This is a genomic window from Aequorivita lipolytica (genome assembly GCF_007997135.1).
In the GTDB taxonomy this organism is placed as follows: Bacteria; Bacteroidota; Bacteroidia; order Flavobacteriales; family Flavobacteriaceae; genus Aequorivita; species Aequorivita lipolytica.
Genome location: NZ_VORU01000002.1, coordinates 239,619 through 253,031, shown reverse-complemented (window position 1 = coordinate 253,031; position 13,413 = coordinate 239,619). Strand labels below are relative to the sequence as shown.

The window sequence follows — 13,413 nt, the reverse complement described above, 5'->3', positions numbered from 1 at the left end:
GCAATTAATCAAAATCAATAAAACTTGTTGGGTTTACGGGAAAGCCATCTCGCCACAATTCAAAATGAAGGTGTGGGCCTGTGGTGAGTTCGCCCGTATTACCTACGGTACCAATTACTTCTCCGGCTTTTACAGTTTCGCCCTGTTCTTTGGTGAGCATTGCGTTGTGTTTATAAACTGAAATTAAGTTGTTATCATGTTTCAAAATAATAACGTAACCAGTGGCGACCGTCCATTCCGCAAAAATAACTGTGCCGTCTGCTACTGCCTTTACTGGCGAATCTTTTATGGTTACCACGTCCACCGCATAGTGCTTTGCTTGTGAATCATAGTTTTCAGTGATGGTGCCTTTTACCGGTGCAAAAAGTGCGTATTGCTGAACTTTGGGCGCAATAAGTGGGTTATATTTATCTTCCTTTGCAACAGCTTGACGCAAAAGGGAATCTTTTCTTGAAGTTCGTATTAAAACGGAAGGATCTGTTTTAGCAATCTCAATAAGAGAATCTTTGTTGAAATTCACGGTTTTAACATCGCCTGTAAGTACTTTTTTGATTGAGGTGAGGTATTGCTCATTTACATAGAGAATCTTTTGAAGTGAATCTGTTTTGTACGCCAATTGTGTGGCTTTCTTTTTTAAGGCGGTTGAGGAATAGCCAGGAATATACTCCCGAAGAGGCGTAAATGCGATGATAAACGTAGTTGTTAAAATGAGAAACAAAGCAAAAAGAATACTGAAAACAAAAACATTTAACCTATTTAGCTTAAACGAAAAACGCTCTTCAAAGGTTTCTTCGTTTAAAATTACCAATCGGTATTTGTGCAGAAGCTTCTTTTTGAACTTTTTGGCTCTTTTTTCTTTTTGGGTCATAATCTGCAATTGCTTTTTGCAAATATAAAATAAACTAAAGCGCTATATGCTAAAGTTAACCTCAAAACGTTGTATCTAAACATTTCTTGTTACCTTTGCTTAATTAAATATTCAAAATTATGATTGCATTATTTATTCCTTTAGGTGTTATTGGCCCTTGGCAAATTATATTGATTGTAGTGATCGTTTTATTGCTTTTCGGCGGAAAGAAAATCCCGGAGCTTATGCGCGGTTTGGGTAGCGGACTTAAAGAATTTAAGGATGCGTCTAAAGAAGAACCAGCGGATAAAAAGATTGACGATAACAAATAAAAAACTTGTTTTTATTTCAAAAAAAGAGCCTTTCAGCATTAAACTGAAAGGCTCTTTTTTTGAAATACTTTCCTGAAATCTATTCTATTTTGGCGGAATTCAATATTGATTCCAACTCAAATTGAAGATCTCTTTTGGCTACTGCAGGAGCATACGTAAAACCTTCTATTATCAAATAGCGATTGTTTTTTTCGTCCCGCACGGCATAGTTTACGAAGGGGCCTCCCATCCAGTCGTCTTTTACTTCCCAAGTTCCCTTAGTTTCATAAGCAAATTTTCCATCAATTTTTGTTTTGAAAAGATACGGGGCGTATGCATCTTCAGTAATAAACTGGCCGTCATCTTCCACCGGTAATAGTCTGCTCCCAATTGAATCGCGAATTTTAATAATATCTCCAACCGCTGTACTGTCGCTTGTAATCATCGATAATGGCACTTCATATACCAGAATATTTGTTGTACCATCCTTTAAATCCTTCCGCATCCAGAAAAAACTGTCGGTGGCCTTTGCTATTCTATAAGCACTCGGAATTTGCATACTAACGCCCATTACTTTTTTAAGCGAATCGGTTTTCATGAGGGAAATAGCAGTTCTTCGTTGGCGTTCCTTTATTTCGGAAGCGTGAAAAGAATCTATGATTTGTGCAGCATTTTTATTTATAAGTTCTACCAATTTTTCTTCGGAAGAAGCTTTTATTATTGCCCCAGCTTGAGGTTTGGCATATTCATCAGTAGCCACGGTAACCTTGTCTTCTTCACTTAAAACCACATATAAAAAAAGCCTGTTACTACGGGCAAAACCCGTAAAAGCGTCCGGTGGCATTTGGCTCATTGAAAAAAGTGGTTCGTCTTGCGGAAGACCATCTGTGGGCGCTGCGAAGTTATTTCGGATGGCTTCACCCACCACACCGTTCCAAAGATCGTTGGGTGTAATTATTTGAAGGGCATTAATGTTTCCTACAGAATTGGGAACAAGCGATTTGTCCCTTTTACCGTTTTCATTGCAAGAAGATAATGCAACAAGAAGCAACAGCAATACAATATTGATTAGTTCCATCCGACGATTATACCTGTTTTTATTGACAGATGGAACATCTTTATATAATGTTTGGAATATATAAGAAGAATTTATTAGTGGATGTTTCATTTAAAGGATATTTTTTGGAACTATCCTTTTAGAATTTTCAGTTTAGTTCCAGGCTTTAAGTTAGTACCACTAATATCGTTCCATTTTTTGATATTTTGGACTGAAACTCCAGGAAATTTTTGTGAAATGCTCCACAATGAATCACCGTTGCGGACGGTGTAAGTCTTTTCGGAAGAATTACTGGTCTGCACAGGAGCGTTACTAGCTATATCCTGAGTGCTTTTTTTCGGGTAAATGATTAAGTTCTGACCTACTTTAACAGTGTTGCTACGCATCCCATTCCAACTTCTTACTTCGCTTACGCCCACACCGTATCGTTCCGCAATTCTGCCGAGGTAATCGCCTCTTTTTACACGGTAGCGTATTTTTTCAGGTTGCTCAAACAATTCAGGCAATGCTTTCTCGGTTTCGTCCTGCTCTTCTTGTGCAAATGTATATATAGCATCTTCGTTATTTACAAAGGCTCCAACAGCCGTTAGAGGAAGCCTAAGCACGTAGTTTTCATTCTTTACTACAGGTATAATACCCAGTTTGTACGATGGATTAAGGAACTCAAGCTCTTCTCTGTCAAGATTGGTAAGTTTTGCAACTTGATCTAAAGTAATTTGTTGTTTAACACGGATGGTGTCTGTGGCTACAAAAGGAATTCTTGCGGCTTGCTTTTTAAAGCCGTGCTCCTGTGCATATTCAAAAATATACATTGTAGCCAAAAATGCTGGCACATAGCCTGCAGTTTCACGCGGAAGATAATCTCGAAGCTTCCAATAATCGGTTTTTCCACCGGAACGACGAATTGCTTTTGAAACATTTCCAGGGCCAGAATTATAAGCAGCAAGTGCCAAATCCCAATCGTTGAAGCTAGTGTTTAAACTCTTTAAGTATTTACAGGCGGCTTCTGTTGCAAGATATGGATCTGAACGCTCATCAACATAAGAGCTAACATCCAATCCGAACATTTTGCCAGTAGGAAACATAAACTGCCATAGTCCTGTGGCACCAACCCTTGACTGGGCTCGAGGATTTAAGGCAGATTCAATAACAGCTAGATATTTTAATTCTAAAGGCAAGTTGTGCTTGTCTAGTTCTTGTTCAAACAAAGGGAAATAATATTCACTTAGTCCCATTAAACGCTCCAACCCTCTACGACGATTCTTAAGATATTGCTTAATTACACTTTCTAAGGAAGGATTGTATTCTACTTTAAATGGTGTTCGGGCATCTAGTTCCTTTAGACGTTGCTTTAATAATTCTGTGGGGAGTTCATCGTAATCTACGGGATCAAAATCTTGGTTTGCTACGCTGTTGTATATATCTTCAAAAAGATCAGATTTGTAGAGTTCTTTTAGCCAGAGACTATCCTTTTTACGGGCTAGGGCCATATCTTTCAAGTTAAAAACTGTGCTATCCTTAAAGGAGGTAGCCACCACTGTTGAGGGTAATTCCTCAGCAATTTTTGAAACTTTAATGGAATCAACAATCTGAATTTTTTTTGTGTTCAGCTTCTTGCTCTGCTTTTTGCCTTGTTGGGCAAAACTCATACTGCAGGCTAGCAGCAGCATAAGGGGAAGGATTTTGTTTAGTTTCATCAGCTATTGATTGCGTTTGGGGATTTTGGCAAATTCGCCTGATTGTTACACTATTAAAAAAAGGCTTCATTTTAGGTTCCTAAAAAATGAAACGTTTTTTTCAATAAAAAATTTTATCAAAAATAATTATTTTGCGAAATTAAGCAAATTTTATACTCAAAAGTCTAATATTGTGATATTTAACTTTTATTCTAATAAAGCTTTAATGCCGGGCAGTGTCTTGCCTTCGAGCATTTCTAACATTGCCCCACCTCCGGTGGATACATAACTAACCTTATCTGCAAGTTTAAATTTCTGGACAGCCGCCACAGAGTCTCCACCTCCAACTAACGAGAAAGCACCGTTTTCAGTTGCTTTAGCGATGTTTTTTCCTAAGATTTTGGTTCCTTCTGCAAATTTTTCCATTTCAAACACGCCCACCGGACCATTCCACAAAATAGTTTTTGATTCGGCAAGTACATCCGCGAAAATTTCATTTGTTCTTGGGCCCACATCGAGTCCCATCCAGCCGTCGGGAATATTGTTCACCGGGGAGATTTGTGTGTTAGCAGTTTCTGCAAAACTATCAGCAATAATCGCATCAACCGGCAAATGAACTGCCACACCCTTATTTTTTGCTATTTCCAAAATTTCCAGCGCCAAATTCTGCTTATCGTCTTCAACCAAAGAATCTCCTATTTTACCTCCTTGAGCTTTTATAAAAGTAAAAGCCATCCCACCGCCAATAATTAAATGATCAATCTTGTCTAGAATGTTTTCAATTATAGTGATTTTTGAAGAAACCTTAGCTCCACCAATTATAGCAGTTACAGGCTTTTCGTTTTTTTCCAATACTTTTTTTACGTTTTCTATTTCCGAAGCCAACAATAAACCGAAGCATTTGTTTTTTGGAAAAAATTCAGCGATGATTGCCGTGGAAGCGTGCGCACGGTGAGCGGTTCCAAAGGCGTCATTTACGTATACACCACCAAATTTTGAAAGTTTTTCGGCGAAAGCGCGATCGCCTTTTGTTTCTTCTTCATAATAACGCAGGTTTTCGAGTAAAAGAATTTCTCCATTTTTTAAATCAGCCACGGCTTTTTCAACAACTGGGCCAATGCAATCAGCAACAAATTTTACTTGAACACCCAATATATTTGATAGCGCTTTTACAATATGCTGAAGTGAAAATTCAGCTTCCCTATTTTTCGGTCTTCCTAGATGTGACATTAAAACACAACTTCCGCCATCTTCCAAAATTTTTAAAATGGTAGGTTTTGCTGCACGTATTCGCGTATCGTCTGTTACCTTAAAATCATCATCCAACGGTACATTAAAATCAACCCGAATTAATGCCTTCTTCCCTTTAAAATCTATATCGTTAACAGTTTTCATCTTTTCCATTTTTATGATGCAAATATAGGTTTTTTGATGTTTATTGAACGTTTGGATAGTTTGATATTAATGTAGAATATAATTTGAATTTGAATATATTTCAATCTGAAATTAGTTTCTAAAAATGATTAGATTTGCCGATGGATTTTTCTGAAGTAATAGGTCAACAACACATAAAATCGCATCTTTCAAAAACAATTGAAAATGGCAGAATTCCTCATGCACAGCTATTTTCCGGTGTTAACGGAAGCGGTTTATTGCCTATGGCCATTGCGTTCGCTTCCGAACTACTTTGCAGTAAATATGAAAAAGAAAGTGCCGAATATATTTCATGTAAAAATAGAGTTTCAAAACTGGCACATCCGGATTTACATTTTGTTTACCCTGTTAACACCAGTGAAATAGCTTCAAAGAACGCAATTTCTGACAATTATGCTGAGGGCTGGCGCAAATTTGTTTTAAATAATCCGTATGCATCGCTTTTCGAATGGTTGCAGAGCATTGGCATTGAAAAGAAACAGGGAAACATCAGTAAGTATGAAGCTGAGAATATTTCTAAAAAACTATCTCTAAAAGCCTTCGAAGGTGGTTATAAGGTTATGATTATTTGGATGGCAGACAATATGAATACTGAATGTGCTAACAAAATTTTAAAGTTAGTAGAAGAACCCTCTGACAAAACAGTTCTTTTGCTTTTAACGGAAAAGGAAGAGCAAATTATCACAACCATTCAATCACGTTGCCAAAAACTAACTTTTCCACTCCTTTCGGAAGCCGATATTTCTGAAAGCTTGAAGAAAAGAATCCAAGTAAAAGAGAACATAGCTTTGCTAACTGCTCGTAGATCGCGCGGCAATTATAACAGAGCGTTACAGCTACTTAAAGATACCGGAGAAGATGAGATTTTTGAGAAATGGTTTATAAGTTGGGTGAGGACTGCTTTTAGGGCGAAAGGAAACAAGGGCGCCATCAACAATCTTTTAGATTGGAGCGACGAACTAGCCGGACAGGGCCGTGAAATGCAAAAGAAATTTCTATCTTATTGCATCGAAGTTTTTAGGCAAGCGCTACTAAAAAATTACAGTGCTGACAATCTTTTGTTTTTTGAGGCAAAGGACAAAACTTTCTCGTTGCCAAAATTTGCACCTTTCGTGCATCAAAATAACATTTTTGAAATCAATTCTGCTCTGGAGGATGCTTCTTACCACATTGAAAGAAATGGAAATTCAAAAATTATTTTTACTGATCTTTCTATTAAATTAACTCGCTTAATACATAAACCAGAGCTTGTATAGAGTGCGCCTATTATATTTTTATTTTAATAGAATACTTCTATTTTAATAAGCAGCTTATCGCTTCTTTTTCCAAATTATCTTTTTAGAACCTTAGTTGTAGTCCGTTTTAAGTTGAAAATTGCTCAAAACAGCTTAAATAGCCTTATTTCTTCTTTTGAAACAGTAAATGTGCGAAGAATACTCTTTTGTACTATTCGCTTTTAAATTTGACAGAAAGCCTATCCAAAAAGCTTTTAATGAAAATTTATTACCCGTTTTATATTTTTCTGAAAGTAAACTCACATAAAACGAATCAAAAATCATTGGCTCTATGTTTTGTAGTTGAAAATTTTCAGAAAAAAGTTGTTCAATGGATTTTTTTGAAAAATGCCAAAGATGCCTTGGGACATCATAAGCTGCCCAAAATTTTCCGTAGTGCTTTGCATCAAAACTTTTAAAATTTGGAACTGCAATAATTAAAGTGCCATTTGGCTTTACTAAGCTCGATAATTCCGAGATTGTTTCTTCGAGATTTGGGACGTGTTCCAAAACGTGCCAAAGCGTAACAACGTCAAATTCGTTTCCTTTAAAATTATTCAAAGAAGGATTAAGTTGAATTCCTTTTTCCAAAGCCAATTTCGCAGCATTTTCATTCGGTTCCGTTCCTTGAACTTGCCATCCTTTTTCTTTGGCAACTTTTAAAAAATCTCCTGTTCCGGCACCTACATCCAATAAGGAACCTTTTCCATTATTTTGATGAAATATCAATTTAGCTTTTTTCTGAAGCGACCATTTTTTTACTAATTGATATAAGCTTGAAAATAAACCGCTCTTTTTATCTGTATGTGAAATGTAATCCTGGCTTTCGTAATATTTGGAAAGTTCTTCAATTTTTGGAGATGGAGATGTTTTTAGCAAATCCGATTCTTCATGATACACCAAATTAAAAGTTTCACCCGAAACCAAATGATCCTTAGTTGACAAATATTTTCTTCCTGCCTTTTGCAATTTGAAATGGTAATTAAAAATGAGGATTAAACTAACGTTCCACGTGAAACAATTTTCCTAACGACCCATGTAGACTAGTAGAACAGATACATCATTTGGTGAAACTCCGCTTATTCGCGATGCCTGCGAAATGGTGGCAGGTTTAATTTTAGTAAGCTTTTCCCTAGCTTCGTAAGAAAGTGATTTCAATTTTGAATAATCAAATGAAGCAGGAATCTTTAGACCTTCTAATCTGTTTAATTTATCTGCGTTGTTTTTTTCTTTTTCGATATAGCCAGAATATTTTACTTGAACCTCTGCTTGTTGAATCATTTCAACATCCAGATAATTCTCTTCAATAAAATTTTCAACTGCAGTAATGGTTCTCATATCGTCCATAGTTACTTCGGGACGCGCAAAGAATTTAAACATTTTATCGCTCTGCTGAACCAACGCAGATTCCCTTGATTCAAAAATCGGATTAATTTCATCGGTCGAAGCACTTGTATCTTTAAAAAATTGAACGAAACTTTCTGACTTTTCTTTCTTCTCTTCCATCTTGCGCATGCGTTTTTCGCTAGCTAAACCAATCTCAAATGCTTTCGGAGTTAGTCTAAAGTCAGCATTATCCTGACGAAGCAATGTTCTATATTCAGCACGCGAAGTAAACATTCTGTAGGGCTCTTCTGTTCCTTTGGTAATAAGATCGTCTATTAAAACTCCTATGTATGCCTCATTTCGCTGTAGAACAAAAGATTCTTTTTCATGGACTTTCAAATGTGCGTTTATCCCAGCCATTAGACCTTGTGAGGCTGCCTCTTCATAACCAGTTGTACCATTAATTTGTCCCGCAAAATACAAGCCAGACACCAACTTTGTTTCAAGTGTGTGTTTTAATTGAGTAGGTGGAAAATAGTCATACTCGATAGCGTATCCTGGACGGAAGAATTTTACGTTTTCAAAACCAGCTACTTGCCTTAATGCTTTAAACTGAATATCCTCGGGCAGCGAAGTAGAAAAACCATTTATATAGTATTCAACAGTGTCCCACCCTTCAGGCTCAACAAAAAGTTGATGCCTATCCTTATCAGCAAAGCGATTTATTTTATCTTCGATAGAAGGACAATATCTTGGCCCCAAACTTTGAATAGCTCCATTAAACATAGGAGACCTATCAAAACCTTCACGTAAAATATCATGAACATCCAAACTTGTATAGCTCATATGGCAAGACCGCTGATTTTTTAGAGGAGATGTTTCATCTGAATACGAAAACTTTTCAGGAATAGCGTCGCCCGGTTGTTCTATCATTTTTGAAAAATCCAAAGAACGTCCATCTACTCTCGGCGGAGTTCCTGTCTTCATTCTCCCAGCTTCAAAACCTAAATCTAATAAATCTTGGGTAATTCCAGTTGATGCTTTTTCACCTGCACGGCCTCCTCCAAATTGTTTCTCACCTATATGTATTAATCCATTTAAAAATGTACCATTTGTCAAAACCACACTTTTCCCTCTTATTTCTAAACCAAGCGATGTTCTAACTCCTTTAATGTTTCCGTTTTCAACAATTATCCCTGAAATCATTTCTTGGTAGAAATCCAAGTTTGGAGTTTGTTCAAGTTTAAGTCTCCAAGTTTCGGCAAAACGCATTCGGTCACTTTGCACCCTCGGGCTCCACATTGCAGGTCCCTTTGATTTATTGAGCATTTTAAACTGAATTGCGGTTTTATCGGAAATTATACCGCTATACCCACCCATTGCATCTATTTCACGAACAATTTGCCCCTTTGCAATTCCACCCATTGCGGGATTACAACTCATTTGGGCAATGGTTTGTAAATTCATTGTCACCAATAAGGTATTTGAACCCATATTGGCTGCTGCCGCCGCCGCCTCAGAACCTGCGTGACCAGCACCAACTACAATTACATCATACTCTTTTGGAAACATATTCTTCTTTAATTGTTCCACGTGGAACATTATATAGTGTCTATTTTTTTAGGAGCGCAAAATTACAATAATTATCTAATTTTAAGGCAAGTAAAACATACAACTTAGCAATCACATTTGTGATAGAGAATGTAAAGCTGAACTTTCTTTCTCGCGCATAAGTTTTTCTTCTACATCCGTCTTATCCTTGTAGCCACAAAAATGGAATATTCCGTGAATAATTACTCGATGAAGTTCGTTATGAAAATGAGTTTTAAAATCTGTCGCGTTATCCATAACACGTTCAATTGAAATATAAACCTCTCCATTTATTTCCTTCCCTAAGCAATAGTCAAAACTTAAAATATCTGTAAGGGTGTCATGATCCAGAAACTCGACATTCAGTTTATGCAAATATTCATCATCACAAAAAATATAAATAATATTACCTACTTCGTAACCTTCAGAAATTATAACCTCAGAAATCCATTTCTTAATTTCAGCTTTGTTTTCAAGTTGAAAATCTGTTTCAGAATAAAACTCAATCATTGGTCTCTTTAAAATATTCTTGCACTTTATTTTTATAATCTTGGCGCAAAGGTAAGGCCTCACGATTCAAAATTTCGGTTGAATTAAAGTATTCTTTTATGTCCTCTGGTGCAGGTTGGCTATCATTTCGGAAGTCCTTTTTATTGGTTTGGGATTCTCTTCTGTTTTCTTGTCCTTGTTCAAGGTCTGCTTTGTCAAGTTTCAATAATTCGTATTTAAGGTTGAGCATTTGTTGAAGTGTGTTTTGATTGAAGCCTTTATCTAGCAATTGCTGTTCTATTCCTTCCATCTTTTTTAATAAATCACCACCATTACCTTTTAAACCTTCCTTGCTTAATCTGTCTTGAAGTTGTTGACGCAAGTCTTGTTGTTGTTTATATATTTCGAATAGTTCGCCATTCATGTCCTCGCTATTCCCTTTTCCATCTTTATTTTCGCCATTTTCATTACCATTCTGTCCATCTTTACCGTCTTTGCCATTTTTACCTTTTCCATCACCGCTTCCATCACCTTCACCTTCACCTTCGCCCTCGCCTTCACCTTTAGAACCTTTCTTGCCTTTATTCATACCCTCCTTCATTTTTTCGCTAAGACTTTCTTGCTTCTTAATTATATCTGGAAGCTGGAAACCACTGCCACTGCCCGAGCCTGGGCTGGGCTTGCCTTTTCCAGAACCAGAGCCCATAGACATGGACATCTGCATTTGCATGTTGCTAAGAATTTCGCTCAAAAGAACCGCCAAATCATTCGCTCCTGTAACTGTATATTGCTGGTTTCCAATTCCTTGCCGCGTTTGATTCTCAGCTAGACGTTCTAAAGACTTATCAATGTTATATTGAATTTCAGTAAGAGAGGTATTTATTTGCGTACCAATTAGGGGCTGACGAAGCGATAGCGCAAATATACTGTCGTCTATATGCTCAAAATTGGTTTTAAGATCATTTTGAACATTCAGTTTCTTGCCAAAAACTGGATTTCCATATTCAATTTTTTTGAAAACCTCCATCAAATCTTCTTGCTGAAAAGAAAACACAACCAAGTTGTCCACAATCTGGCGAAGCATTTTTACATCCTCTTCAATGGACTCCATTTGTCCAGATTGCATCTGCATCTTCATTGCCTTCCCCATCTGCTTCATCTTTTCGCCTGCCTTTTTTTGGTTCTTACCAGCTTCGCCTGGTTTTTGCTTTTCTAATTTATCTGTGGCTTTATCCTGTTCTTCGTCAATCTGTTGCTCTGTTGGTTTATCCTCAGGAATATCTATAGGCTTTTTTAAGCCTTTATTTTCCTTTTGCAGTTCGTCCATTTGCTTTTTGTATTCTTCAAACTTTTTGTTTAGTTCTTCTTGTGCCTCTTTAGTATTTTCCTCTGCAGACTTTTCAGAAAGTTCCTCTTGCTCTTCACCTAGCTCATAAAGCTCTTCGGCTAACTTTTCCGCTTTCTTTTCAACGTAATATCTTTTTGTTAATTCAAGTAATTGCTCCAAGTTCTTTTCTTGGTTTTTATTCTGTTTTGAAAGCTTTTCAAGTTTATCGGTCAATTCTTCTTTTTGAATTTTGTCTTGAAGTTTTTCAAGTTCTTCCAATAATTTTTCATTCTCCTTTAATCGTTCTTCATTTTCGTCCAAACGTTTTTCAAGTTCCTCCTTAAAAGGATCCTTTTCCTCATTTTCAGGTTGAAAGTTTTGAAGTTCTTCTTTTAGCTCTTTCGAAAAATTCTTCATCATTTCCTCTTGCTGCTTTTGGCGCTTCAGAAAATTATCTAATTTCTTTTTATCGTTATAATTAAGTTCGTTCTTCTCTTTTTGAGTTTGCGAAAGCTCTTCTAAAGTTTGTTTTTGATCCTTAAATTCTTCCAAAGATTTGTCCAATCCCTTTATCGCGTTTTGTTGGTTTTGAAGTTGTTGGTCTTCCAATTCACTTTTCGTAAGTTTTCTGAAAGAATACATTCCAGATTTTGATGATTTATAGTTGTGAATGGCATCGTTATCAAAAACCTCAAAATAATATTCATAAGAAATGCCTTCTTCCAAAGAAAGGTTTCCCGGGAAAGTATAAGTAAATTGATCAAAATTTGTCTTGTTAAGCGGCAAGCCTTGTGTTTTAGTCTGTTTTTCATCGCTTTCGGGAAAGTAAACCAATCGAAGTTTTGTAAGCCCGTAATCATCAGAAATCTGTCCCAAAAAGAAAACCCGCTGACTGTTGGTGCTATCTTGTTTTGATTGCACATCAATTTCAGGAAACTGGTCTTTCACTACATTTAACGTGAATGACAGATTTTCGTAATCCTTCAGTTTTTCGTTGGAAGTGGTGATTGCATAATCCAACTTACTATAAATTCCTTTTTCGAAATTGAAGTTTTCATCTTTGGAAGCAAAGGAAAAAGTAGTGTCTGCAGTTTTCAGAGTTACTTCGTTTGTATTCTTAGTGGCAACGTTCCATTTCACCCTCGTTCCTTCTGGAATAGTTGCGTTTCCGGTACTTTTTAAGATTTCATCTCTCTTCCCGGTATATGAAGGATAATCCAGAACCATTTCAAAATTGAGCAATGACGGGGTTTTTATGACATCCAATGTGTATTCACGCGAATTCACTTTGTTTGCGTTTAAAGAAAAATCAATAGACTCAACCGGTTGCTGAAACGTATATTCAAAAAACCCGGGTGCGGTCTGCTGCATATAATAGGTTTCGCCGCTAAAATTAATGCTTGCATTTTCAGGAATTGCAGTTCCCTGGGTTCTAATTTTTAAAGTGAAGGGTTTGTTTTCAACGGCATTTAAATCTTCATTCATTAAAATAAATGAAAACGGAGCTGGCGGTTCAAAAGCAGTGTCGTACTGAACTACACGTTTATAACTACTTGAAAAAACATCAATTCCGCCTAAAACGCTAAACGCTAAAAACACAAAAACTGGAATGGCAGCGTATTTTAAATATTTGGCATTCTTATTAAAATTTACTGCACTTTTGAAAGGAACGGGTTGTAATTCAATTGCTTTTTGATCGATGCTTGCGGCAAGTAGTTCACTTTCACGTTGATTTTGGTTGAGCTGAATTACATTCAACAATTTATCACTCACCTGCGGAAAATGGTTTCCTATTATTTTTGAAGCTTCTTCGTAATCTATTCCTTTTTGAAGTTTGAAAAGTTTCGCAAGCGGAAAAGCAATAAAACGAACAAATAAGGCTAATTCAACTATAATAAAAGTCCAAAACAGAATTCTTCTTCCCAATGGGTTGAGCCACAAAAAATATTCAACAAGCAGTGTAATCAATAAGTAAAGCAGCCCTATGGCGAAAAAAAGAATAGCTCCTTTTATAAGCTCATTGGTATAGTATTTCTTAATAAATTCCTCCAGTTTTTGCTGGATGGTGCTAAAGGTGCTCAT

The 13,413-nt window shown here is 36.5% G+C and carries 10 protein-coding genes; 2 read left to right on the top strand and 8 right to left on the bottom strand.

The features are described from left to right. Window positions 1-4 precede the first annotated feature (4 nt). Entirely contained in the window at window positions 5-868 is an 864-nt protein-coding gene (locus ESV24_RS03650; RefSeq protein WP_111815307.1) for a M23 family metallopeptidase, read from the bottom strand. Window positions 869-987: 119 nt separating this feature from the next. On the opposite strand from ESV24_RS03650, the gene tatA reads away from it, so the two are divergent. Further along, a complete protein-coding gene (gene tatA / locus ESV24_RS03645; protein WP_111815306.1) occupies window positions 988-1,179 on the top strand; it encodes a twin-arginine translocase TatA/TatE family subunit in 192 nt (63 codons plus the stop codon). 79 nt (window positions 1,180-1,258) lie between these two features. On the opposite strand, the gene ESV24_RS03640 is transcribed toward tatA, so the two are convergent. The 3 genes from ESV24_RS03640 to ESV24_RS03630 form a co-directional block, all read right to left on the bottom strand. After that, entirely contained in the window at window positions 1,259-2,326 is a 1,068-nt protein-coding gene (locus ESV24_RS03640; protein WP_235003995.1) for a DUF4837 family protein, read from the bottom strand. Between the two features lie 20 nt (window positions 2,327-2,346). Next, window positions 2,347-3,912: a LysM peptidoglycan-binding domain-containing protein gene (locus ESV24_RS03635; RefSeq protein WP_111815304.1), complete on the bottom strand. Its 1,566-nt coding sequence runs from the start codon at window positions 3,910-3,912 to the stop codon at window positions 2,347-2,349. Window positions 3,913-4,098: 186 nt separating this feature from the next. Beyond that, the gene (locus tag ESV24_RS03630; RefSeq protein ID WP_111815508.1) at window positions 4,099-5,286 is read right to left on the bottom strand and encodes a phosphoglycerate kinase; all 1,188 of its coding nucleotides are present in this window, start codon (window positions 5,284-5,286) and stop codon (window positions 4,099-4,101) included. A 140-nt stretch (window positions 5,287-5,426) separates the two neighbouring features. On the opposite strand from ESV24_RS03630, the gene ESV24_RS03625 reads away from it, so the two are divergent. Continuing rightward, window positions 5,427-6,581 carry a DNA polymerase III subunit gene (locus ESV24_RS03625; protein WP_111815303.1) on the top strand — a complete coding sequence of 385 codons (1,155 nt, stop codon included), beginning with the start codon at window positions 5,427-5,429 and terminating at the stop codon, window positions 6,579-6,581. Window positions 6,582-6,713: 132 nt separating this feature from the next. Here ESV24_RS03625 and ESV24_RS03620 read toward each other — a convergent pair whose 3' ends face one another. The 4 genes from ESV24_RS03620 to ESV24_RS03605 all read right to left on the bottom strand — a co-directional run bounded on the left by ESV24_RS03620 (window position 6,714) and on the right by ESV24_RS03605 (window position 13,413). Further along, entirely contained in the window at window positions 6,714-7,544 is an 831-nt protein-coding gene (locus ESV24_RS03620) for a class I SAM-dependent methyltransferase (protein ID WP_235003994.1), read from the bottom strand. 81 nt (window positions 7,545-7,625) lie between these two features. Beyond that, window positions 7,626-9,497, bottom strand: a complete 1,872-nt coding sequence (mnmG, locus tag ESV24_RS03615; RefSeq protein ID WP_111815507.1) for a tRNA uridine-5-carboxymethylaminomethyl(34) synthesis enzyme MnmG — start codon at window positions 9,495-9,497, stop codon at window positions 7,626-7,628. A gap of 111 nt (window positions 9,498-9,608) precedes the next feature. Beyond that, on the bottom strand, window positions 9,609-10,025 hold the full coding sequence (gene ybeY, locus ESV24_RS03610) for an rRNA maturation RNase YbeY (RefSeq protein WP_111815301.1): 417 nt from the start codon (window positions 10,023-10,025) through the stop codon (window positions 9,609-9,611). After that, complete coding sequence (locus ESV24_RS03605; RefSeq protein ID WP_111815300.1) at window positions 10,018-13,413, bottom strand: DUF4175 family protein; 3,396 nt, start codon at window positions 13,411-13,413, stop codon at window positions 10,018-10,020. The genes ybeY and ESV24_RS03605 overlap by 8 nt, the downstream gene beginning before the upstream one ends.